The 23,382-nt window shown below is 64.5% G+C and carries 21 protein-coding genes; 13 read left to right on the top strand and 8 right to left on the bottom strand.

What is annotated here, in order from left to right; genetic code table 11:
* Positions 1–38 precede the first annotated feature (38 nt).
* Genes DGA31_RS04730 through DGA31_RS04690 form a run of 9 tightly spaced genes read left to right on the top strand, consistent with a single transcriptional unit; the run spans position 39 to position 9,049 of the window.
* Positions 39–1,277, top strand: coding sequence for an urea ABC transporter substrate-binding protein (locus DGA31_RS04730; protein ID WP_109511728.1), 1,239 nt, complete (start codon positions 39–41; stop codon positions 1,275–1,277).
* A 10-nt stretch (positions 1,278–1,287) separates the two neighbouring features.
* Positions 1,288–2,157 (top strand): ABC transporter permease subunit, encoded by an 870-nt coding sequence (locus tag DGA31_RS04725; RefSeq protein ID WP_109511727.1) that lies wholly within the window; start codon positions 1,288–1,290, stop codon positions 2,155–2,157.
* The gene (locus DGA31_RS04720; RefSeq protein ID WP_109511726.1) at positions 2,157–3,182 is read left to right on the top strand and encodes an ABC transporter permease subunit; all 1,026 of its coding nucleotides are present in this window, start codon (positions 2,157–2,159) and stop codon (positions 3,180–3,182) included. Before DGA31_RS04725 ends, DGA31_RS04720 begins: the two co-directional genes overlap by 1 nt.
* Positions 3,179–3,901, top strand: coding sequence for an ATP-binding cassette domain-containing protein (locus DGA31_RS04715; RefSeq protein WP_109511725.1), 723 nt, complete (start codon positions 3,179–3,181; stop codon positions 3,899–3,901). Before DGA31_RS04720 ends, DGA31_RS04715 begins: the two co-directional genes overlap by 4 nt.
* Positions 3,894–4,598: an ABC transporter ATP-binding protein gene (locus tag DGA31_RS04710; protein WP_109511724.1), complete on the top strand. Its 705-nt coding sequence runs from the start codon at positions 3,894–3,896 to the stop codon at positions 4,596–4,598. Before DGA31_RS04715 ends, DGA31_RS04710 begins: the two co-directional genes overlap by 8 nt.
* Before the next feature lie 10 nt (positions 4,599–4,608).
* Complete coding sequence (locus tag DGA31_RS04705) at positions 4,609–6,123, top strand: amidase (protein ID WP_109511723.1); 1,515 nt, start codon at positions 4,609–4,611, stop codon at positions 6,121–6,123.
* Complete coding sequence (locus DGA31_RS04700; RefSeq protein WP_109511722.1) at positions 6,120–7,241, top strand: transporter substrate-binding domain-containing protein; 1,122 nt, start codon at positions 6,120–6,122, stop codon at positions 7,239–7,241. Before DGA31_RS04705 ends, DGA31_RS04700 begins: the two co-directional genes overlap by 4 nt.
* 16 nt (positions 7,242–7,257) lie before the next feature.
* Positions 7,258–7,860, top strand: a complete 603-nt coding sequence (locus tag DGA31_RS04695; protein ID WP_056839341.1) for an ANTAR domain-containing response regulator — start codon at positions 7,258–7,260, stop codon at positions 7,858–7,860.
* A 37-nt stretch (positions 7,861–7,897) separates the two neighbouring features.
* On the top strand, positions 7,898–9,049 hold the full coding sequence (locus DGA31_RS04690) for an iron-containing alcohol dehydrogenase (protein WP_109511721.1): 1,152 nt from the start codon (positions 7,898–7,900) through the stop codon (positions 9,047–9,049).
* Here the strand turns inward: DGA31_RS04690 and DGA31_RS04685 are convergent.
* From DGA31_RS04685 to DGA31_RS04650, 8 genes are all read right to left on the bottom strand, one after another.
* Entirely contained in the window at positions 9,043–9,987 is a 945-nt protein-coding gene (locus tag DGA31_RS04685; protein ID WP_109511720.1) for an amidohydrolase family protein, read from the bottom strand. The genes DGA31_RS04690 and DGA31_RS04685 overlap by 7 nt on opposite strands.
* Positions 9,984–10,910, bottom strand: coding sequence for a YncE family protein (locus DGA31_RS04680; protein WP_109511719.1), 927 nt, complete (start codon positions 10,908–10,910; stop codon positions 9,984–9,986). Before DGA31_RS04680 ends, DGA31_RS04685 begins: the two co-directional genes overlap by 4 nt.
* Positions 10,911–10,952: 42 nt before the next feature.
* A complete protein-coding gene (locus DGA31_RS04675) occupies positions 10,953–12,251 on the bottom strand; it encodes an MFS transporter (protein WP_056839348.1) in 1,299 nt (432 codons plus the stop codon).
* Positions 12,252–12,377: 126 nt separating this feature from the next.
* Positions 12,378–13,967 carry an aldehyde dehydrogenase (NADP(+)) gene (locus tag DGA31_RS04670; RefSeq protein ID WP_109511718.1) on the bottom strand — a complete coding sequence of 530 codons (1,590 nt, stop codon included), beginning with the start codon at positions 13,965–13,967 and terminating at the stop codon, positions 12,378–12,380.
* 55 nt (positions 13,968–14,022) lie between these two features.
* The gene (locus DGA31_RS04665) at positions 14,023–15,198 is read right to left on the bottom strand and encodes an L-rhamnonate dehydratase (RefSeq protein ID WP_109511717.1); all 1,176 of its coding nucleotides are present in this window, start codon (positions 15,196–15,198) and stop codon (positions 14,023–14,025) included.
* A gap of 378 nt (positions 15,199–15,576) precedes the next feature.
* Positions 15,577–16,581, bottom strand: a complete 1,005-nt coding sequence (locus DGA31_RS04660; RefSeq protein ID WP_109511716.1) for a 4-hydroxythreonine-4-phosphate dehydrogenase PdxA — start codon at positions 16,579–16,581, stop codon at positions 15,577–15,579.
* Positions 16,578–17,537 (bottom strand): amidohydrolase family protein, encoded by a 960-nt coding sequence (locus DGA31_RS04655; RefSeq protein WP_109511715.1) that lies wholly within the window; start codon positions 17,535–17,537, stop codon positions 16,578–16,580. Before DGA31_RS04655 ends, DGA31_RS04660 begins: the two co-directional genes overlap by 4 nt.
* Complete coding sequence (locus tag DGA31_RS04650) at positions 17,530–18,858, bottom strand: MFS transporter (protein ID WP_161959151.1); 1,329 nt, start codon at positions 18,856–18,858, stop codon at positions 17,530–17,532. Before DGA31_RS04650 ends, DGA31_RS04655 begins: the two co-directional genes overlap by 8 nt.
* Before the next feature lie 329 nt (positions 18,859–19,187).
* Here DGA31_RS04650 and DGA31_RS04645 point away from each other — a divergent pair, with 329 nt between their 5' ends.
* The 4 genes from DGA31_RS04645 (at position 19,188) to DGA31_RS04630 (ending at position 23,335) form a co-directional block, all read left to right on the top strand.
* A complete protein-coding gene (locus DGA31_RS04645) occupies positions 19,188–20,201 on the top strand; it encodes a Bug family tripartite tricarboxylate transporter substrate binding protein (RefSeq protein ID WP_109511713.1) in 1,014 nt (337 codons plus the stop codon).
* Positions 20,202–20,262: 61 nt separating this feature from the next.
* Complete coding sequence (locus DGA31_RS04640) at positions 20,263–20,796, top strand: tripartite tricarboxylate transporter TctB family protein (RefSeq protein ID WP_056839360.1); 534 nt, start codon at positions 20,263–20,265, stop codon at positions 20,794–20,796.
* The gene (locus DGA31_RS04635; RefSeq protein WP_056839362.1) at positions 20,793–22,322 is read left to right on the top strand and encodes a tripartite tricarboxylate transporter permease; all 1,530 of its coding nucleotides are present in this window, start codon (positions 20,793–20,795) and stop codon (positions 22,320–22,322) included. The genes DGA31_RS04640 and DGA31_RS04635 overlap by 4 nt, the downstream gene beginning before the upstream one ends.
* A gap of 68 nt (positions 22,323–22,390) precedes the next feature.
* On the top strand, positions 22,391–23,335 hold the full coding sequence (locus DGA31_RS04630) for a LysR family transcriptional regulator (protein WP_109511712.1): 945 nt from the start codon (positions 22,391–22,393) through the stop codon (positions 23,333–23,335).
* The last annotated feature ends 47 nt before the right edge of the window (positions 23,336–23,382 follow it).

The following is a 23,382-nucleotide window of genomic DNA, read 5'->3' as shown; positions in this document are numbered from 1 at the left end:
GCGTCGATGTGCAGGCTCTGGTTTCAGGAGTCTTCCGAATGGCTATGAATCGTCGAACTTTCCTGCGTTCGTCCGCTGTTTCCGCGGCAGTATTGTCCACCTTGAGCCTCAAGAGCTTCTCGGCACTGGCCGCCGGGGATGCGATCAATATCGCCTCGCTCTACGACAACTCTGGCGGTCTGGACATCTACGGCAAACCCATCGTCGACGCCCTGACCTTCGCGGTCGAAGAACTCAATGCCCAGGGCGGCCTGCTGAACCGTCCGCTGAACCTGATCAAGTACGACACCCAGTCGAACATGCAGCTCTATGCACAATACGCCCAGCAGGCCGCGCTCAAGGACCGTGCAGCGGTGGTGCATGCCGGCATCACCTCGGCCTCGCGCGAGGTGGTGCGTCCGGTGCTGGACCGCTACAAGACCCTGTACTTCTACAACAACCAGTACGAGGGCGGGGTGTGTGACCGCAACTTCTTCGGCACCGGTGTCACCCCCGGCCAGACCGTCGAGAAGCTGGTGGCCCATGTCACCCAGCAGTGGGGCAAGAAGGTCTACATCGTTGCGGCAGACTACAACTACGGACAGATCGTCACCGCCTGGGTCAAGAAGTACGTCGAGCAGGCCGGCGGGCAAAGCGTCGGTATCGAGTTCTTCCCGCTGGATGTGACCAACTTCGGGGCGACCATCTCCAAGATCCAGGACGCCAAGCCCGATTTCGTCTGGTCGGCACTGGTGGGCGGTGCGCACATGTCGTTCTACCGTCAATGGAAAGCGGCCGGCATGACCGGCAAGTTGCCAATTGCCTCCACCACATTCGCCGGCGGCAATGAGCACATCGTGCTGTCGCCCGAGGAAAGCAACGGCATCCTGATCTGCCAGAACTACGTCCAGGAACTGGCCACGCCGCAGAACCAGGCCTTTGTCGAGCGTTTCCACAAGCGTTTCGGCGCCGACTACCCGTACATCACCGAACTGGCGATGGGCGCCTATCAGGGCATGATGCTGTGGGCCGAAGGCGTTCGCCAGGCCGGCAGCGTCGAGCGCATGGCGGTGATCGAGGCCCTGGAGAAAGGGATCAGCCTGGACCTGCCCAGTGGCAAGGTCAGTGTCGACCCTGCCACTCATCACTGCGTGCTCGACGTGCACATCGCCGAAGTGCGCGATCGCCGCCTGGAAGTGGTCCAGAGCTTTGCCCAGCAAGCGCCGTCGGACACCGCTGCGGTGTGCGACCTGGTGAAGAACCCGCGCGACGCAAAACAATACAGCATCGCGCTGTAAGGAGGCGGTCATGGATTGGGCTGCCATTTTTTCCCTGCAGATCGTGGGCGCCATCGCCACGCTGGTGCTGCTCAGCATCGGCCTGGCAGTGGTGTTCGGGATGATGAAGATCATCAACCTGGCCCACGGTGAGTTCATGATGCTCGGCGGTTACGTCGCCGTGCTCGCCACCCATCACCTGCACGTGCCCATCTGGATTTCGATCCTGGTGCTGGCGCCCTTGAGCGTCGGGGTGTTCGGCATGCTGGTAGAGCGCCTGCTGGTGCGGCACCTGTATGGCCGCATGATCGACACCATGCTCGCCACCTGGGGCCTGAGCCTGGCGCTGACCGGTGCGGCCACCATGCTGTTCGGCAACACCACGGTGGGCATCAGCTCGCCGCTGCCGGGTATCAGCATCGGCGCTTACCAAACCAGCGGCTACGGGCTGTTCGTGATTGCCGTGGCGGTGGCGGTGCTGTTGGGCATGTGGGCACTGCTGCGCTTTACCCACTTTGGCCTGTGTGCCCGCGCCACCATGCAAAACGCCAGAATGGCGGCCGCCCTTGGGACCAACCCCGGGCGTATCTACAGCCTGACCTTCGGGCTGGGTGCGGCGCTGGCCGGCCTGGGCGGTGCCGTCCTGGCGCCGTTGACCGGCGTCATCCCGACCTTGGGGGCCAGCTACATCGCCAAGGCCTTTATCACCGTGATCGGCGGCGGCAGCGCGGTCATCACCGGCACGCTCAGCGCGGCGGGTGGTTTCGGGCTGATCAGCCAGGTCGTGACCTTCTTCAGCACCCCTGTGTTCGGTGAAGTGGCGCTGTTGCTGGCGGCCATCGTGCTGATTCGCGTGTTGCCCCAGGGCATTACCGGTCGTTTCTTTCGGAGGGCGTTCTGATGCCTGTCAATACCCGCATGCTGTTACCCGTGCTCGGCTGCGTCCTGGCCACCGGGCTTGTAGTGGTCCTGCCACAGTGGCTGGACCTGTTTACCCTGTTGTCCCTGACCATCTACCTGGTGATGGCGCTGCTGGCGCTGAGCCTGGCCTTTATCTGGGGCTTTGGCGGCATCCTGTGCTTTGGCCAGGCAGCGTTCTTCGGCCTGGGTGCCTATGCCTATGCCATCGGGGTGCTCAATATCGGCGACAGCACCTGGCCGGTGCTGCTGGCCATTGCGGTGCCGGCACTGGTGGCCGCCGCCATGGGCTACTTCATGTTCTATGGCGGCATCAGCGACGTGTACCTGGGCGTCATCACCCTGGCAGTCACCTTGATCCTGTTCAATGTGATGAACTCCACCTCCGGGCCCGAGTACCACATCGGCAGCGCCTTGCTGGGCGGCTTCAATGGCATCCCGGCGATTCCCACGCTGAACGTGCCGTTCAACCCCGAACAGGTGTTGGAGCCGGAAACGTTATTCCAGGTGATCGGCGCCGCGCTGATCCTGTGTTACCTGGGCCTGCGCGGGCTGCTGGCCAGCCACTTCGGCAAGGTGGTGGTGGCGATTCGCGAAAACGAACAGCGTGCCGGCCTGCTGGGCTACGACACGCGCCTGCACAAGCTGATCGTGTTCAGCCTGGGCGGCGGCATCGCCGGGCTGGCCGGCTGCCTGTTCGCCAACTGGGGCGCGTTTGTCAGCCCTGGAGTGTTCGGGCTGGCGCAGTCGGCGCAGATCATCATCTGGGTCATCGTGGGCGGGCGCGGCACCCTGTTCGGGCCGATCCTGGCCTGCATCGGCATTCAGGCACTGATGGCGCGCCTGGGCGAGCAACAGCACATCGACAGCGGCTTTGTCCTGGGGCTGATCCTGCTGGCCTTCGTCATGCTCTTGCCTCGTGGCCTGCTGCCAACCCTGGGCGCCTGGGTCACGCGCCTGTGCCAGCGCCGTCCACGGCCTGTACCGACACAGGAGCCTGCCCAATGAGCCTGTTGCAAACCCAAGGCCTGGGCGTCAGCTTCGGCGGCGTCCATGCGGTCAAAGAAGTGGACTTTACCCTGGAAAAAGGCGAACTGCGCTGCCTGATCGGCCCCAACGGCGCGGGCAAGAGCACGTTCTTCAAGATGCTCAGTGGCCAGTTGAAGCCCACGCGTGGCGTCTGCCACTTCAAGGGCCAGCGTATTTCCGGGCTGGCACCGCACCAGGTGGCACGCCTGGGCATCGGCATCAAGACCCAAGCGCCCAGTGTCTTCGACGGCCTGGATGTGCTGGAAAACCTGCGCCTGGCCGCCAGCCGCCTGCAAGGGGCCGGTGAGGCCCGCGACACCGCCGGGCAGACCCTGGAGCGCATCGGCCTGACCGAACTGCGCTCGCGCCTGGTCGGTGACCTCGCCCATGGCCAGCGCCAGTGGGTCGAGCTGGGCATGATCCTGGCCTCGCGCCCGGCGCTGGTGCTGCTGGACGAACCGGCCGCCGGCATGACCTATCAGGAAGTGCGCAAGACCGCCGCGCTGATCAAAGAGATCAATGCCCACAGCACCATCGTGGTGGTCGAGCACGACATGGCGTTCATTCGCCTGATTGCCGGCACCGTCACCGTGTTCAATCAAGGCGCGATTCTGGCCCAGGGCAGCTTTGCCGAGGTGACCCAGGACCCGGCCGTGCGCGAAGCGTACCTGGGCAAGCAGGAGATCAAACATGCTTGAAGTCATCGGTTTATCGGCCGGCTACGGCCGTATCCCTGTGCTGCGCGACATTCGCCTGAGCTGCGCGGCGAATACCTGCCTGGGTGTACTGGGCCGCAATGGCATGGGCAAGACCACACTGTTGCGCGCCTTGATGGGCGAGCTGCCAGCCATGGCCGGCAGCCTGCACATGGCCGGCAAAGACCTGAGCAAGGCCGCCGCCCACCAGCGAGCCCGTGCCGGCATCGGCTATGTGCCCCAGGGGCGGCAGATCTTCGCCCACCTGAGCGTGCGGGAAAACCTGCGCATGGGCTGCGTCAAGGATTTTGACCAGGCCGACGCCACCCTCGAGCGCATCCTGGCGTATTTCCCGCGCCTGCAGCGCCTGCTCGACCAACCGGGCGGTGCGCTGTCCGGGGGCGAGCAACAACTGTTGGCCCTGGCCCGCTGCCTGTGTGGCGCACCGGACATCATCCTGCTGGACGAGCCCACCGAGGGCATCCAGCCATCGATCTGCGACGAAATCATCGAAACCCTGCAGCGCTTGCGTGTGGAACAGCACCTGGCGGTGATCCTGGTGGAACAGGACATCGAGTTTCTCAGTGCCTTGTCCGACCGCATCCTGATCATCGAGAACGGCCAGCTGGTGGACGAGGTCGACCCGGCCAGCACCAGTGCCGAGGCCATCGCCGAGCGCTTCATGGGCTTTCATGCATAAGGAACCTGTCATGTCTATTCAACGCCCTACCCTGGATGAGCTCGCCGAGATCGGCCACCGCCTTGGCCTGGAGGCCGGCGAGCCGTTGCTGCGCGAGTACGCGGACATTCTTGAAGCTGTCTGGCAGGACTACGACCGCCTCGACACCCTCGCCAGCCCGCCGCCAGCCTTGCGCTACCCACGCGGCCCCGGCCACATCCCAGAGCGCAACCCCTACAACGCCTGGTACGTGCGCACCGACATCCAGGGCGCCGCCACCGGCAAGCTGGCCGGCAAGCGCGTGGCGCTCAAGGACAATATCTGCCTGGCCGGCGTACCCATGATGAACGGAGCCTCGACCTTGCACGGCTACGTACCGGACCTTGATGCCACGGTGGCCACCCGCGTGCTGGACGCCGGTGGGCAGATTCTGGGCAAGGCCCATTGCGAGTTTTTCTGCGTGTCGGGCAGCAGCCACACCAACGCCACCGGCGCGGTGCATAACCCGCGCAATCCGGGACATTCCACCGGCGGCTCATCGTCGGGCTGTGCGGCGCTGATCGCCGCCGGTGAAGTGGACCTGGGCATCGGCACCGACCAGGGCGGCTCGGTGCGTATCCCGGCGGCCTATTCCGGCATCTATGGCCTGAAGCCTACCCACGGCCTGATTCCCTATACCGGCATCATGCCCATCGAAATGACCCTGGACCACGCCGGGGTCATGAGCGCCAACCTCGCCGACAACGCCTTGATGCTCGAAGTGCTGGCCGGCGCCGATGGCCTGGACCCCCGGCAGGACCGGGTGGTGCCGACTCAGGCTTACACCCAGGCGCTGGGCAAGGGCTGCGCGGGCCTGCGCATCGGTGTGGTGCGCGAAGGCTTCGGGCACGCCAACTCCGAGGCCGATGTCGACGCGGCCGTGCGCCGTGCGGCGGCCCTGTTCGAAGGCCTCGGCGCCCGGGTCGAGGACGTCTCGATCCCGCTGCATGCCCTGGGCCATGCGATCTGGACGCCGATTGCGGTGGAAGGCACCACCCAGTTGTTGCGCGGCTGCAATTACGGTTCGAACTGGAAAGGCCTGTACGTCGAAAGCCTGATGCAGGCGCAACAGGACTGGCAGCGCAAGGCCGGGCAATTTCCCCATGACCTGAAAACCTGCCTGCTGGCAGGTGACTATGCCTACCAGCGCTATGGCGGCCGCTACTACGCCAGGGCCCAGAATGCTGCGCGGCAGTTGCGCGCCGCCTACGACCGGCAATGGCAGGACTTCGACGTGCTGTTGATGCCCACCGTGCCGCTCAAGGCACCGAAGTTGCCCGCAGCAGACGCCTCGGCCAGCGAGTGGGTGCAACGCGCGCTGGAAATGAACGCCAACACCGCGCCGTTCGATGTCACCGGTCACCCCGCGCTATCGATTCCCTGTGGCCTGGCGGCCGGTCTGCCCGTCGGCATGATGCTGGTGGCGCGCGACTATGCCGAGGCCATGCTGTACCAGGTCGCGCACGCGTTCGAACAACAGATCGATTGGGAAAGCCTGAGCTCATGAACACGGACTACAAAGTCGGCCTGCTGTTTTCCCGGAGCAGCCTGACGGCAGCCTCGGAAACCACCCAGGCCAATGCCACGCACCTGGCCATTGCCGAGGTCAACGACGCTGGCGGCCTGCACGGCCGGCCGCTGGTGGCGGTGGATGGCGACCCGGGCCCTGACCCTGCAGACTACCGCGACAGCGCCCTGCGCCTGTGTGACGAACAGCAGGTGCAGGTGCTGTTCGGCACCCACATGTCGAGCACGCGCAAGCTGGTGCTGCCGGTGGTCGAAAGCCGGCGCCGCTTATTGTTCTACCCCACCCTTTACGAAGGATTCGAGTACTCGCCTTATTGCTACTACACAGGCTCCGCGCCGAACCAGAACTCGGTGCAACTGGCGCGCTACGTGCTGGCGCATTTCGGCAACCGTGTGTTGTTCGTGGGCGGCTCGTACGTGTACCCGTTCGAGTCCAACCGCATCATGCGCGAGCTGTTCGAGCAGGCCGGTGGCGAGGTGGTGGATGAAATCTACCTGCCGTTCCATGCCACCGCCGAGGATTTCGAGCGGGTGATGCACCAGGCACGGGCCACGGCGCCGGACGCGATCTACTCGACCATCGTCGGCAGTGACATTCCGGCGCTGCATCGCGCCTATCGGCAGGCCGGTTTCGATCCGGCACACATGCCCATCGCCAGCCTGGCCACCAACGAGGTCGACGTGCTGTGCATGAGCGATGAAGAAGCCGAAGGGCATGTGTCGGCGGCGCCGTGGTTCTCGACCTTGCAGACCCCGGCCAGCCAGGCATTCGTGGCCCGTTACCGGGCGCGCTTTGGTGACCAGGCCCCGCTGACAGCCGGGGCCGAGGCGGCGTATTTCCAGGTGCACCTGTTTGCCGAAGCGGCACGCCGGGCCGAGGGTTCGTCCATCGACGCCCTGCGCCAGAGCCTGGCCGGTGCGCTGTTCGACGCCCCGCAAGGGCGCGTGCAGATCGATGCCGACACCCAGCACACCTGGCTGTGGCCACGCATCGCGCGCCTGGACGCCAGGCGCCGCTTCGAGCTGGTGGTGCAGAGCGAGCAACCGGTCAAGCCCAGCCCCTATATGGTCGACTACCAACTGGACGGGCAGCCATGAGCGCCGGGAGGGACAGATGAATAGCGCCCCTTCGCTGTTGCGCGAACTCAAGGGCCTGCGCGTGCTGGTGATTCACCCGGTGGACGCCGAGGCGCGTGTGGTGCTCGACCAGTTGCAGCGCATCGGCTGCATCGTCGAGCAATGCTGGCCGGTGCCTGCGTGCCTGCCGGAACACACCGACGTGGTGCTGCTGGCGGTGGAACTCAGCCAGCGCCTGAACACCCAGGCGCTGGTCGAGGGCCTGAGCGAGCAGGCACCGCCGATCATCGCTGTGGTGGGGTACGAAAACCCCTCGATGCTGCAACTGGTGCTGGAAACCCAGCCGGCGGCGGTCATCGAGCGCCCACTGCGACCCTTCGGCCTGCTGACCCAGTTGCTGATGGCCCGCGCCGCCTGGCGCGCACGCATCGACATGCTCGCCCAACTGCGCAAATTGCAGACCCGGCAGCCGGCAGTCTCGAAGATTTCCATGGCCAAGGCCCTGTTGATGGCCCGCCACCGCATCGGTGAAAACGACGCCCACCGCCGCCTGCAACGCGATGCCATGGCCAGCCGCACCAGCATGGAAGCGGTGGCCCAGACCATCATCGATGCCGGCCTGCCGCCCCAGCCCGACTAAGCACTGCGGTGCATCCAGAAATAGACAGAGGTTCTTTATGCAAGCCTTCAATTTCAGTACCACTGCCCACCTGATCTGCGCCAGCGGCGCGGCGGCCAGACTGGCCGAGCATTGCGCCGAACGTGGCGCACGCAACGTGCTGCTGGTGACCGACGCCGGCATTGTCCGCCATCACCTGCTGGACACGGTGCTGCCTGGCTTTGCCGCCGCCGGTATCAACCTGCAGGTGTACAGCGACGTACTGGCAGACCCGGCCGAAGCGCTGGTGCTGGCCGCCACGCAACAGGCACGGACCATGAGCGCCGACCTGATCGTCGGCTTTGGCGGTGGCAGTTCCATGGACACCGCCAAGCTGGTCGCCTACCTGGCGCATCCCGGACAACGCCAGGGCCTGAGCGACATCTACGGCGTCAACCAGGCCAGCGGCACCCGCCTGCCGTTGATTCAGGTGCCGACCACGGCCGGCACCGGCTCGGAGGTCACGCCGATCTCTATTGTCACCACCGCCACCGGCAAGTCCGGCGTGGTATCGCCGCAATTGCTGCCGGACCTGGCCATTCTCGACGCGCAACTGACCGTGGGCCTGCCGGGTCCTGTGACCGCGGCAACGGGGATCGACGCCATGGTGCACGCCATCGAGGCCTACACCAGCAAGCTGCGCAAGAACCCGATCTCCGACCTGCTGGCCCGCGAAGCCCTGCGCCTGCTGAGCGCCCACCTGGAACAAGCCGTGCGTGAACCGCATGACCTTGAGGCCCGCCAGGCCATGCTGCTGGGCGCGTGCCTGGCCGGGCAAGCCTTTGCCAACGCCCCGGTGGCCGCGGTGCATGCACTGGCCTACCCGCTGGGCACCACCTTTCACCTGCCCCACGGGCTGTCGAACGCGCTGGTACTCAATCAGGTGCTGGCGTTCAACCTGCCCGATGCCCGCGAGCACTACGCCGCACTGGCGCCTTGCGTGCTGGGTGAGCGACTGGCCCCGGGCGACGCGGCCGCGCAGTTCATCGACGAGCTGCAGCGCCTCCATGCCGCTGTCGGCCTGCCGTTGCGCCTGCGTGATGCCGGGGTCACCCTGGAAAGCCTGCCTGAACTGGCCCGCAGTGCGATGCAACAGCAGCGCCTGCTGGTCAATAACCCGCGTACTGTCCTGGAAGCGGATGCCTTGGCGATTTACACCGCCGCCTATTGACCCCGGGGGGCGCTTGTCGGCGCCCCCGGCTCGATCCGGTAATACGCCTGCGCAGTCCCCTGGAAAAAAGCCTCCTGCTGCGCCGGCGTATCCTCGGCCAGAAAATCCGCCATGTGCCGTACCAGGTCGCCATAACCGATCCGCAACCCGGCCACCGGAAAGTTGCTGGCAAACATGCAGCGATCATGGCCGAACAGCGCCAGTGTCTCGCGCACGATGCGCCGGTTCTCATCGACACGCCAGCCCGGCTCCGGCAAGCCGAACTCCGAGACCTTGACTGCCACCCGCGGCAGGCGGGCCAAGGCCTGCATGCCGCGGTGCCAGCCGGCCAGCCCTTCAGGGCTGCGGTCCCAGGGCAGCCCGGTATGGTTAAGGATCACCGGCAGGTCAGGAAAGCTTTCCAGCAACTGCGCCGCCTCCTCAAGGTGCCACCAGGGCACGCGCAGGTCCCAGGACAGTCCATGACGTTGCAACAAGCGCAAGCCCTGGTGCCAGGCAGGATCCTGCAAGCTGCCCGACGCGCCCTTGACCGCATCACGCTGTGCAGCGCCCTTGGCGGTCACGGGTTTGCAACGGATACCGCGCAGCAACGGCGATTGGGCATGCGCCTCCAGCAGCGCCTCGGCCACGGCCTGATCGGTCAGCGGTGCCCAGGCCACCAGCGCCATGGGCAACGATGAGCGGGCGTGCAGCGCGGTCAGCCACTGGGTTTCTTTCAGCGGCTGCCCGCGCTCATGCTCGGCCTCGCAATGCACCGAGGCCACCAGCCGAAACTCACGGGCATCATGGTGCAGGTCTTCGGGCAGGTAGTTGCGGCGCAGCGCCTGGTAGTCGCCCAGAAAGAAGCCGGGGTCGCCCTCACCCTGCAACCACGGATACGCCAGCCGGGACAGGTCCCAGAGGTGGTGATGGGCATCGATCAGGGCGAGCGGCGTCATACCACAATCACCTGCGACACGTCGGGCTCCAGCAAGGTATTGAAGTAGCGGGTCACTTGCCGGGTCTGCAGGTCGAGCATGCCGACGCGCTGGTCCTTCAAGGTCACGAACGCCAGATCCTTGGTGGGGTGAAAGCTCATGGCAATGGCGGTGCTGGCCAGGTCGATGCGACCCAGCTCGTTGAGCGCAGTGTCGAACACCGACAGCGAGGTTTCGCCGTAGTTGGTGACATACAGCTGATCATTGCGGTCACGGTAGATGCGCGTCGGGTCGATGCCGGTCTTGCCCCGGGCGACAATCTCCAGGCTGTCGGTGTCTACGGCCACGATCGAGTTGTCGCTGCGGGTGGCCACGTACAGTACTTTTTCGTCGGCACTGAAGCAGTTGCCCTCAGGCCGCCCACCCGGTTGCAACGGTTGTGGCGCCTGGGTCGGGTCCTGCGGCTTCAGGCGCGTCACCGTGTTGCTGAGCAGGTTCAGGGCAAAGGCCGTCTCGCCGTCGCGGGTCAGGGCGACCAGGTGGCTTTTGTAGCCGCCCGAGGGAATGGCCCGGTCCGGCACGTCACGCTCTTGCGGCGCATCGAAGATCAGCAGGGTCGAATCGCCTTCGCTCAGCACGTACAGACGGCCCTGCTCGTCCATGGCCAGCCCGTGCGGGCGGCGATACGGCCAGATGTCCAGCGTGCGCACGTGCTTGCGCGCCTGCAGGTCGATGACGAAGATCGAGGTGCCGCCCTCGCCTTTATGGCTGGAAGTTTCAATGCCGTAGTGGCCGACGTAGGCATAACGGTTTTGCGCGTCCACGACGAACTCATGGGGAAAGTCCGGCAGGCGGATGTGCTCCAGGGCATCGCCGCTTGCAACGTCATAGAAACTGAAGGTATGGGCACATTTTTCAACCAGCAACAGGATTTCACGACTCATATCGATACTCCGCAAGGGATGGCAATCAGCAATGGATGACAATCAACGTTCGCAACGCACAGGCAGGAACAGCGCCAGCACAGCGGCCAGGGCCAGGGACATGGCCAAGGCATAGATGCCGGCGCCCTGGTCGTAATAGGTGATCAACAGACCGACGATGTAAGGGCCGCAGAACCCGCCCAGGTTACCCAGCGCGTTGATCAGCCCGCGTGCACCGCCTGCCGCTTCGGCGCTGAACAATTTGGGCGGAATGGTCCAGAATACGCCCGCCGCCGATTGCAGGAAAAAGCCGCAACCGACCAGCGCACTGTAGGCCAGCCAGATGTTTTCACGCAGCACCACCGACAAGAACAGGCACGCGGCGAACCCGGCCAGGGGAATGCAGACGAAGATGCGCCGCTTGCCGGTGCGGTCCGAGAGGTTGGAAAACAGGAACATGCCGGCCAGCGCGCCCAGGAACGGCAGGATCGACAGCATCCCGACCATGCCCATGCCGCTGTGGGTCAGGTTCTTGATGATGGTGGGTAGCCACAGGGTGAAGCCGTAGATGCCGAACTGATAGAAAAAGTTGACCGCAATCAGGTGCCAGAGGGTGCTGTCCGGCAGAATCTCGCGCAGCGACTGACTGCCCTTGCCTTCCTCGCGCAGCCTCTCCTGCTCCTCACGCAAGGTGTTGACCAGGTAATCGCGTTCTTCATCCGAGATCCACTTGGCTTCCTGCGGCCGGTCGCTGATGGTGAAGCACCACAGCACCATGACCAGCGCCGACAGCACACCGGCGACGATGAACAGCATGCGCCAGTCATAGACCGCAATGATCCAGCCGGCCAATGGCGCACTGATGATGCCGGCCAGCGGCACGAACATGATCACAATAGCGTTGGCCCGACCGCGCTCATGGTCCGGGAACCAATTGGCAATCATGGTCAGCACCACCGGCAGCATGCCGCCCTCGGCCACCCCGAGGGCAAACCTCAGAATTAGCAGCTCATACTCGTTGCGCACAAAACCGGTGAGCACCGAAAGCACCGCCCAGGCCAGCAGCGACCAACCGATGAAGGTCTTGCCGCTGCCATGCACCGCCAGCTTGCCGCCCGGCACCTGCAAGAACAGGTAGCCGATAAAGAAAATACCGCCGGCAAACCCAACCATGCTGGCCGGCACGCCCAGGTCGCTGGCCATGCCGCCGGGCATGGCAAAGGCGATACTGATGCGGTCCATGTAAGACATGATGCACGTGATCAGAATGGGCGGAATGACCCGCAGCCAGCGCTGGTTGGCCACCCGCGCACCGGCGGTGGTCGAGGCGCGGACATCGACGTTATCAAGGGTGCTGCTCATGCGCAGGCCCTCCGCGCAGTCGAATGACTTGCAGCGGGAGCCACGTTGGAAGTGTCCGTCATCATGGTGTCCTTTTTAATTATTGTTGTCAGTCGTCGGTAACGCAGTGATAGGGATGACGAGGCCTCAAGCGGCGCGTGTCGTGCCCTCCTCGGCCTGCCCATCGACCAGGCGCCGGATACCCAACGGGTTGGCGTCCTTGAGGGCATCGGGCAACAGGGCGTCGGGGTAATTCTGGAAACACACCGGGCGCAGGAAACGGTCGATCGCCAGCGAGCCCACCGAGGTGCCGCGCGAATCGGACGTCGCCGGGTACGGTCCGCCATGCACCATGGCATCGCAAACTTCAACGCCGGTCGGGTAGCCATTGAGCAGGATACGACCGACCTTTTCCTGCAAGGCCTCAAGCAGCCAGGCATGGCTGGCCAGCTCTTGCGGCTCGCCGATCACGGTGGCGGTAAGCTGGCCGCTCAGGCCCTTGATGGCTTGCTTGAGCATCGTTTCATTCTCCAGCTCGACCACCACGGTGGCCGGACCAAAGACTTCTTCATGCAACACTTCATCACCGTCGAGCAAAAGGCGCGCCTGGGCCTGGAACAGGTGCGCGCAGGCCTGGTTGCCCGGCTGTGCCTGCCCGGCCAGAAGTTGAATCCCGGTATGCGCCTTCAGGCGTTGCAAACCCTGTTCATAGCTGGCCAGGGTGCCGGCATTGAGCATGGTTTGTGGCGCCTGGTCGGCCAGGTGGGCGCCCAGTTGCTTGATAAAGGCGCTGAAGGCCTCGCTGCGCACGCCAATCACCAGGCCCGGGCTGGTGCAAAACTGGCCACACCCCAGCGCCACCGAACCGGCCAGATCGCGGGCAATCCGCTCGCCATGCAGGCTCAGGGCTTCAGGCAACACGAACACCGGGTTGATGCTCGACATCTCGGCGAACACCGGAATCGGCCGTGGCCGTTGCGCCGCCAACTGGCTCAGGGCATTGCCGCCCTTGAGCGAGCCGGTAAAGCCCACCGCCGCCATCGCCGGATGACTGACCAGCCACTGGCCGACGCCAGCGCCGTAAATCATGTTGAACACGCCCGGCGGCATGCCGGTGTGTTCGGCTGCGCGGATGATCGCCTCGGCCACGCGCTCGGCGGTTGCCATATGCCCGCTATGGGCCTTGAACACCACCGGGCAGCCGGCGGCCAGCGCCGAAGCGGTATCGCCGCCGGCGGTGGAAAAGGCCAGCGGGAAATTACTGGCCCCAAACACCGCGACCGGGCCCACCCCGATGCGCATCTGCCGCAGGTCCGGCCGTGGCAGCGGCTGGCGCTGCGGTAAGGCGCGGTCGATACGGGCGCCATAGAAATCGCCGCGGCGCAGTACCTTGGCAAACAGGCGCATCTGGCCGCTGGTACGGGCCCGCTCACCCTGGATACGCGCCGCCGGCAAGGCGGTTTCGGCACACACCAGGTCAATGAACCCGGCCTCCAGTGCGTCCAGTTCGTCGGCGATCCGGTCCAGGAACGCCGCGCGTTGCCCGGCCGGCAGGTTGCGGAAAATCGGATAGGCCGCTTGCGCCGCGCAGGCGGCCTGGTCGACCTCGGCTTCGGTGGCCTGCACGAAGGCATGCGCCAGCGGCTCGCCGGTGCTGGCTGCCACGCTGTGCAGCAGAACCGTGCCTTGCGCGCTGCGCTGGCCGTTGATGAAATTGTGTCCGTAATGGGATGACATGAAAGCTCCTGGGGCCAGGGCGGCGCCCGCTCGGGCGACGCTCGCCGGCCAGTGATCACTCGATGATGTTGAATTCGCTCAGGTACTCATCGGAAATCTCAAGGCCCAGGCCGGGCGTGTCATCGTCAAGCTGGATAAAGCCATTGACCGGTTGCGGCTCACCCTTGAACACGTAATAGAACAGCTCGTTGCCGACCTCGACATCGAACACCGGGAAGAACTCGGCCATCGGTGAGGCGGTGGTGGACATGGTCAGGTGGTAGTTGTGCATCTGGCCGGCATGGGGAATGACCGGCACCGACCAGGCCTCGGCCAGGGCGTTGATCTTGCGTGCCGCGGTGATGCCACCGACGCGGTTGGTGTCGTACTGGATCACATCGACCGCACGGCGCTCCAGCAGGTCCTTGAAGCCATAGGAGGTGAACTCGTGCTCGCCGCCGGAAATCGGCATGATGCCCATCTTCTTGAGCTCGATGTAGCCCTCGATATCGTCGGCAATCACCGGCTCTTCCAGCCAGCGCGGCTCGAACTCGGCCAGTTTGGGCAACATGCGCCGGGCGTATTCCAGGGTCCAGCCCATGTAGCATTCCAGCATGATGTCGACATCGGGGCCGGCCAGCTCACGCAGTGCACGCACTTGTTCGATGTTGCGGCGCATGCCGGCCGGGCCGTCCTTGGGGCCGTAGCCAAAACGCATCTTCAGTGCGTTGAAGCCCTGGCTCAGGTAGCCCTGGGCCTCTTCCAGGAACAGGTCGAGGTTGTCGTTGGCATACAGCTTGGAGGCGTAGGTCCAGATCTTGTCCTTGGTGCGCCCGCCCAGCAGTTTGAACACCGGTTTGTTGACCGCCTTGCCCATGATGTCCCAGACCGCGATGTCGATGGCCGAGATGGCGGCCATGCCAATGCCCTTGCGGCCCCAGGCGTGGCTCTGGCGGTACATTTTCTGCCAGATGTATTCGTTGTCGAACGGGTCTTCACCGATGGCGATGGGCGCCAGGTAGGTGTCGATGATTTCCTTGGCGACCCGTGGGGCCAGGGCGCAGTTGCCGATGCCGACGATCCCGGTGTCGGTTTCTACCTCGACCACCAGCCAGCCGTGGAAACGGAACGAGCCCATGGCATCGCCACGCTCGAACAGGATGTCGCTGGCATTGGTGCAGAAATGCGCCTGGGGCGGGACGACCTTGCCTTTCCACTCGAATACACGGGTACGGATCGCTTTGATTTTCATGCGTCAGGGTTCCTGTCTTTTGTAGTTGTTGTCGACGAATCGATGAACCGATTTAGCCAGTTACCCGCCGACGCGGATAATCACTTATGCATATCCAGTGATAGCTACAGGTAATAGGTTGGCGCAGATGGTCGATGACGGGGTTATAGGAATCTGCCCTTGAGTACGTGCGGAGTAGGAGCGCGCTTGCCCGCGACCGAGTGCGTAGCGCTCGCAGAAATCTATGAAACGCCACAAATTTACGACTGCTAACGCAGCCGGTCGCGGGCAGAGCGCGCTCCTACGATCGGTGCCGGCAAGCGGGCGCCGCCCATAAAAAAACCGCATGGCGTGCAAGGCACGGCATGCGGTCAAGGGGGGTCGTTGAAGCCGGTACGGTCAGGCGTTGTTGCGCCCCATGCGGCAAGCGATCTCGAAAGCCTGGCGGATGGCGCCCGGGTTGGCCTTGCCCTGGCCTGCGATGTCGAACGCGGTGCCGTGTGCCGGCGTGGTAATCGGTATCGGCAGGCCGCCCTGTACCGTGACGCCACGGGAGAAACCCATCAGTTTGATCGCGATCTGGCCTTGGTCGTGGTACATGGTCACCACTGCGTCAAAGGCGCTGGCATCACCCTGCACCTTGAGAAAGATGGTGTCGCCCGGGTACGGGCCGTCGGCGTCGATGCCCTTGGCCTGGGCGGTGCGCACCGCCGGGGCAATGATGTCGATTTCCTCGCGGCCGAACGAACCATTGTCGCCGTTGTGCGGGTTCAGGCCGCACACGCCGATGCGCGGACTGGCCAGGCCGTTGCGTTTGAGCGCGGTGTCGATCAGTTCGATGGCCTGCACCACCTTGTCGTGGCTGAGCAGGCCCGGCACCGATGACAGCGCCACATGCGAGGTCACCCGCGAGGTCCAGAGGTTGTCAAGCACGTTGAACTCACAGAACGGCCCGGCAAACCCCAGCCGTTCGGCAAACCAGTGCAGTTCATCGCTGTGGTCCATGCCGGCCATGTGCAGCGATGTCTTGTTCAGCGGCCCGAACAACACCGCGTCCGTATTTTTGGCGGCGGTCAGGTCCAGAGCGATGGCCAGCGTGTCCAGGCAATAGCGACCGCCCTTGGCCGTGGCCTCACTGCGTGCAAACTCACCTTCGGTGTCACCGCGGTAGTTATAGAACAGCGGCGTGTCGTCGCTGAAGTCCAGGTCTTGCACCGAGCTGACATGACGATACGCAAACTCGGCGCCGGCCAGGCTCATGCCACGCTGCAGCTCGGCTTCGTCACCGATCAGGATGACCTGCGCCTGGCGGCGCGCCTGTGGTTCGGACAATAGCCGGGCGATCAACTCAGGGCCGATGCCGGCCGGGTCTCCCAGGACCATCGCGATGCGGGGCTTGCTCATAATTGACTCCTCAGGGGGTGTTCAGGCCACGCGGTGTCGGTGGCGTCATGTTCGCAACGGTAGATGCGCCGGGCATTGCTGTAGAACAGGCGTTGCTGCTCGGCCTGTGGCAAATGCCGCACGATCTGCTTGAAGCCGGTATAGATGTCGTCGAACGAGCCGCACAGGCTGTCGACCGGAAAGTTGCTGGCAAACAACGCTCGCTCGCTGCCGAACATGGCAATGAGCTCGCGCACGATCCAGGCATTGTCATCCGCGCGCCAGGGCTTTGCGCGCTGGCCAAGGCCTGAGATTTTCACCACCACGTTGGGCTGCCCGGCCAGGCGCGCCATGGCCGCGTGCCAGCCGGCCAGGCCCTGCTCGCTGCGGTCGGAGGGCAATCCGGCGTGGTTGAGAATCAGCAGGGTCTGCGGAAAATCCCGCGCCAGGCATTCGGCCTCGGGCAGGTTCCACCACGGCGTCTGCAAATCGAAATGCAGCTGCAGCCCCTGCAAGGCGGCAAATCCATGTCGCCAGCGCTCGTCGCTCATCAGGCTGCGGCGCTGGCCGACTTCGGCTGGCGACTCAGGCCCGCCCGGTTTGTGCCGCACACTGCGCACACTGGGGAATGCGGCCTGTTCGGCCAGCAAGGCCTGCGCCTCGGGGTGATCGAGCCAGGCTTGCGCCACCACGGCATTGGGCACGCCATAGCGGCGGCGCAGTTGCTCGACGAACCGGGTTTCGCCCACCGGGTCGGCCGGGTCCCATTCGGTTTCGACATACACCGTCTGCACCACGTTGTGGCCGGCCGCATCGGCGAAGTACTCAGGCGGCAGGTAGCGCCGCTTGATGGCCGAGTAATCGCCGTAGCGAAAGGCGATGTTCGCCTCGGGCGCCAGCCAGGGGTGATAGTTGGTCTGCGGGTCCCAGAAATGGTGGTGCGCATCGACGATCGGGCCGTTCCACAACTCAGACATGACGCACCTCACGCGGGCCGTCGAGGCTGATGAACAAGGTGCCGACCACGAACAGCGCCGCACAGATGGCGAAGAACGTCAGGGCCGCGCCAAAGCCACCGAAGTATTGCAGGATCAGCCCGACCAGGATCGGCACGAAGATGCCGCCGATGCTGCCAGCCAGGTTCATCACCCCGCCGATCAGACCGACCCGCGCAGGCGCGGCCAACAACGACGGAAAGCTCCAGTACAGGCTGCCCCACATCAGAAAGAACGCGGTCATGGCCAACAGCGCCACGGCCGCAATCGGATTGCTCAAGGTGGGCAGCAGCAACAGTGCCCCCAGCGCAATCACGCCGGAGAACGTCAGCAGGCCCTTGACCGCCAGGCCGCGTCGCACACCTCTGCGGATCAGCCCGTCACACAGAAAGCCCCCGGCCAGCGACCCCAGCGCGCCGCAAATGAAGATCGCAAAGGTCGCCGCGCCAATGCCCTTGATGTCAAAGCCGCGCGCCTGGGCCAGGTAGCTCGGGCCCCAGGTCAACAGGCCGAAATAGACCATGGCCCAGCTGGCGCGGCCGATCAATAACGCCGCCAGCGAGCGTGGCGCGATGCCCAGGCCCTTGACCGGCACTTGCGCGGCTTCGGCCACCGGGGTTTCACGCCCGGCCTGGATCCTGTCCAGTTCCTGACTGTTGACCTGCGGGTGCAGCGCCGGGTCGTCACGCAGGTAACGGTAGGCCAGCCAGGCCAGGGCCAGGGTGGCGATGCCGGCGATCACGAAGGCCAGGCGCCAGGAGTCGAGTACGGCAATCAGGTAGGCAATCAGCAGTCCGCCCAGCGCCACGCCCAACGGGCTGCCGCTGTCCATCATCACCGCGCCCCGGCTGCGCTCGCTGGGCGCCAGCCACAGCGAAATCAGTTTGCCGCCGGACGGAAACAGCGGCGCTTCGGCCGCGCCCAGCGCGACACGGGCAAACAGCAGCGACACCCCCCCGGTGGCAAACCCGGCCAGCACCTGAAAGGTGCCCCACAGCCCGGTCGACCAGGTGATGACCCGGCGCGGCCCGAAACGGTCAATCATCCAGCCGCCCGGTATCTGCAATAACGCATAGGCCCAGAAGAAGCTGCTGAGGATCAGGCCCTGCATGCTGGGCGACAGCGAGAATTCTTTGGCGATGGTCGGCATGGCGATCGACAGCGATACGCGGTCGATCAGGTTGACCATGGTCAGCAGGAAGATGATGGCAAAGATGCGCCAGCGTACGGTGCTGGCGCGAGCGACCTGGCTGAGCGCCGGGTTGGCTGAATCAGGCTGGACACCTGCCGTTGGCACGTGCATGTCACCGGGACGGGTCATGATGATCCCCCTCATGTCATTGTTGTTGTTCTGATGATGCCGAGCCGTACTATCGAAGCCGCACCGATAACCGTCTAATCAAAAATTGAAATACACCGATAGCCTTGGGTTATAGGTGAGTTTCTCTTCCATTTCAGTCCAGCGATCACGCTATCAGACGGCCACCGATAGCCCAGGGTTATCGGTGTATGTTTTGTTTTGACTAGACGTCCCCTGCCCGTTCTTCCCACACTCTTCTTCAAGCGCAGCGCGCCCTCCGACGGTCGCGCTGCGGTTTGTCGATAACAACTACAATAAAAAGAGGTATCACCATGCCACTCGCATCGACCTGCGGTGTACGCCGTGCCTTGCTCGGTTGCACCCTGCTCTGCGCCAGCACCCTGCCTGCCATTGCCCTGGCCTGGCAACCGGAAAAGAACCTGGAAATCGTCGTTGCCGGCGGCCCCGGCGGCGGGACTGACCAGCTCGGGCGGCTGATCCAGTCGATCATCACCACCCACAAGCTGCTGGACGTCAATACGGTGGTGCTCAACAAGGGCGGCGGCAACGGCGCCGAAGCCTTCCTCGACATGAAGATGTCCAAGGGCGATGCCGACAAGCTGGTGATCGGCACAAACAATGTCTACCTGCTGCCCCTGGTGGCCAAGCTCGGTTATCAATGGCAGGAACTGACCCCCATTGCCGCCCTGGCCGAAGACGACTTCGTCCTCTGGACCTACAAGGACGCCGTCTGGAAAGACGGCGCGGCCTTCTACGAGGCTGCCAAGGCCGATCCGTCGAAAATGCGCATGGGCGGCAGCCAGTCCAAGGATGTCGACCAGACCCTGACCCTGCTGCTGAACAAGACCACGGCCAGCAAGCTGGTGTACATCCCGTTCAAGAGCGGCAGTGAGGCGGCCACGCAACTGGCCGGCAAACACATCGCCGCCAACGTCAACAACCCCGCCGAGAGCATCAGCCAGTGGCGTGGCGACCAGGTCCGGCCGTTGTGCGTGTTCAGCCAGCAGCGCATGCAATACACCGCCAAGGTTGCCGGTGACCAATCCTGGGCCGACATTCCCACTTGCCATGAGCAAGGGCTGGGCATCGACCAGTACCGCTTCCCGCGCACGGTGTTCATGCCCGGCGACATCACCGCTGAACAGCGTGCGTTCTACACCGAGCTGATGCGCAAAGTCAGCCAGGCGCCGGAATTCAAGGCGTATGTCGCGCAGAACGCGCTGGTGCCAACCTTTCTGGAGGGCGAGCAGTTGACCGCCTATATCGAGCAGGACACCGCCCGCGTCACGCCGGTGTTCAAGGATGCCGGCTGGCTGCAAAAGTGACCCGCCCCGCTGTCATCCCGGCCTGCGCCTGGCGGTGACAGCCTCGCCAATGAGGTGATCCATGTCTGATACGTCGCAAACGCCGGCGCTGGTCGGCACGCGCTGGGTGGAACTGGGCCTGGCGCTGTTCACCGGTCTGATCGGTGCCGTGGTCATGTACGGCAGCCTTGAGCAAGGCATCGGCTGGGGTGATTCCGGTCCCGAGCCTGGCTACTTTCCGTTTTACATCGGCCTGCTGCTGGCCTGCGCCAGCCTGGGTAACGGCGTACTGGCGCTGATTCGCTGGCAGGCCTTGAGCGTGGCCTTTGTCAGCCGCGCTGCCTTTGGCCAGGTGCTATCAGTGTTCGTGCCGATTGCCGTGTTCGTCGCGGCCATGCCGTTTACCGGCATCTACATGGCCTCGGCGGTGTTCATCGCCTGGTTCATGTGGCGTGACCGCCTGCGCGCCAGACCCTACGGCCTGCTGACCATCGTGGCGGTGGCAGGCGGCGCAGTGCTGGCCAGCTACCTGATCTTTGCCCTGTGGTTCAAGGTTCCACTGGATGCCGGCCCCCTGGGCGACTGGCTGACCCTGGCCAGGAGAGCGCTGCAATGACTGAGTTCGAATCATTGATGCAAGGCATGAGTGTGATCATGACTCCGGGCCATATCGGCCTGATGGTGATCGGTGTGCTGCTGGGCATTCTGGTCGGCGTGCTGCCAGGCCTGGGGGCGCCCAACGGGGTGGCGTTGCTATTGCCACTGACCTTCACCATGTCGCCGGTGTCGGCGATCATCCTGTTGTCGTGCATGTACTGGGGGGCGTTGTTCGGCGGTTCGATCACCTCGATCCTGTTCAATATTCCCGGCGAGCCGTCCTCGGTGGCGACCACCTTCGATGGCTACCCCATGGCTCGCGAAGGCCGCGCGGCCGAGGCCTTGACCGCGGCCTTTACCTCGGCGCTGATCGGGGCACTGGCGGGCGTGTTGCTGCTGACCTTCCTGTCGACGCGCATTGCCGAGTTCGCCATGTCGTTCAGTTCGCCGGAGTTCTTCGCCGTCTACCTGCTGGCGTTCTGCACCTTTATCGGCATGAGCAAGAACCCGCCGCTCAAGACCGTGGTGGCGATGATGCTGGGCTTTGCCATGGCCGCGGTGGGCATGGACACGGTGTCGGGCAACCTGCGCCTGACCTTCGACCAGCCGTGGCTGATGACCGGCATCAGTTTCGAGGTGGCGGTGATCGGCCTGTTCGGCATCGGTGAAATCCTGTGCACGGTCGAGGAAGGCCTGGTGTTTCGCGGTGAGCATGCGCGTATTACGCCCATGACCATCCTGCGCACCTGGGCCAGGCTACCGCGTTACTGGCTGACGATCGTGCGCAGCACGCTGGTCGGCTGCTGGATGGGCATCACCCCGGGCGGGCCGACCGCAGCGTCGTTCATGAGCTACAGCCTGGCGCGGCGCTTCTCGAAGAACCGCGAGCGCTTCGGCAAGGGCGAAGTCGAAGGCGTGATTGCCCCGGAAACCGCCGACCACGCCGCTGGCACCAGTGCGTTGCTGCCGATGCTGACCTTGGGCATCCCGGGCTCGGCCACCGCTGCCGTCATGCTGGGCGGCCTGATGATCTGGGGCCTGCACCCGGGTCCCACGCTGTTCGTCGAGCAGCACGACTTTGTCTGGGGCCTGATTGCCAGCATGTACCTGGGCAACGTGGTCAGCCTGATCGTGGTCCTGGCCACCGTGCCGCTGTTCGCCTCGATCCTGCGCATTCCGTTCTCGATCATCGCGCCGATCATCATCATGGTCTGCGCCATCGGCGCCTACTCGGTGCACAACTCGATGTTCGACATCGTGCTGATGCTGGGCTTCGGCGCCCTGGGGTATCTGTTCAAGAAGCTCGGCTATCCAATCGCGCCGCTGGTGCTGGCGGCCGTGCTGGGTGACAAGGCCGAGGATGCGTTTCGCCAGTCGATGCTGTTCTCCGACGGGCAACTGGGCATCTTCTGGTCCAACCCGCTGGTGGGCGGGCTGACCACCGCCGCGCTGCTGATGCTGTTCTGGCCGCTGATTTCCAGGGCGCTGCGCAGTGCCCTGGGCTGGCGCTCCAGTCGCGCCGGCAAGCCTCAGTCGCTGTCTTGAGCGTCAGTACTGGCACAGCCTGGCATTTCTTGTCAGGCTCTGCGCACCCTTTACCACGAACCGGCCCGATGACCCAGATTCCTGCTGCCAACGTAATCCACAGTCGCCTGCGCCTGCGCCAACTGCGCCTGATGCTCTCTCTGCAGGAGCTGGGCTCCTTGCGCCGGGCGGCCGACCATATCGGCATGACCCAGCCGGCGGCCACCAAGATGCTGCACGAGGCCGAGGACCTGCTGGGCGTCGAGCTGTTCGAGCGCCTGCCGCGTGGCATGCGCCCGACGCCGTTCGGCGAGACAGTGATTTATTACGCGCGCATGGTGTTCGCCGAACTGACTGGCATGCGCGAAGAACTGGTGGCGCTGGAGTCCGGCAACCTGGGCCGGGTCGCGGTGGGCGCCATTCCGGCGCTGGCCTCAGGTCTGTTGACGCGCACCATTGCCAACCTCAAATCCAGCCACCCACGGCTGTCGATGAGCATCCAGGTCGACACCAGCGACGTGCTGGTCCAGGCCCTGTTACAGGATCAGCTGGACGTGGTGCTGGGCCGCATCCCCAGCGGCGCACGGGCCGAAGAGCTGATTTTTGACAGCCTGGGCGAAGAAGAGCTGTGCGTGATCGCCGGTGCCGGGCATCCACTGGCCAACGCCGACAGCCTGAGCTGGGCCGAGCTGCAAACCATGACCTGGGTGCTGCAACAACACCCCAGCCCCATGCGCTCGATCATCAACCAGGTGTTCCACAATGCCCGCGTGGACATTCCGGCGAGCATCGTCGAAACCACCTCGATCATGACCCTGTTGTCGCTGATCCAGCAGACCGACATGCTCGGCGTCACCCCGGTGTCTGTGGTCGAGGACTACCCGGGGCGTGACCTGCTCGCCATCCTGCCGATCAACTTCGAGGCCCGCCTGCCGCCGTACGGGCTGATCACCCGTCGCCACCGTATCCAGTCATCGGCCATGCAGGCGTTTATCCAGTCGGTCAAGGCCGAGCAGGCGCTGACCAAGCGCTGACCATCCAGCGCCCCGGTAGGAGCGCGCTTGCCCGCGACCGAGTGCGC

The organism is Pseudomonas ovata (assembly GCF_003131185.1).
In the GTDB taxonomy this organism is placed as follows: domain Bacteria; phylum Pseudomonadota; class Gammaproteobacteria; order Pseudomonadales; family Pseudomonadaceae; genus Aquipseudomonas; species Aquipseudomonas ovata.
Note: the sequence above shows the minus strand (reverse complement) of the source record. Positions and strands in the feature narration are given on the sequence as shown.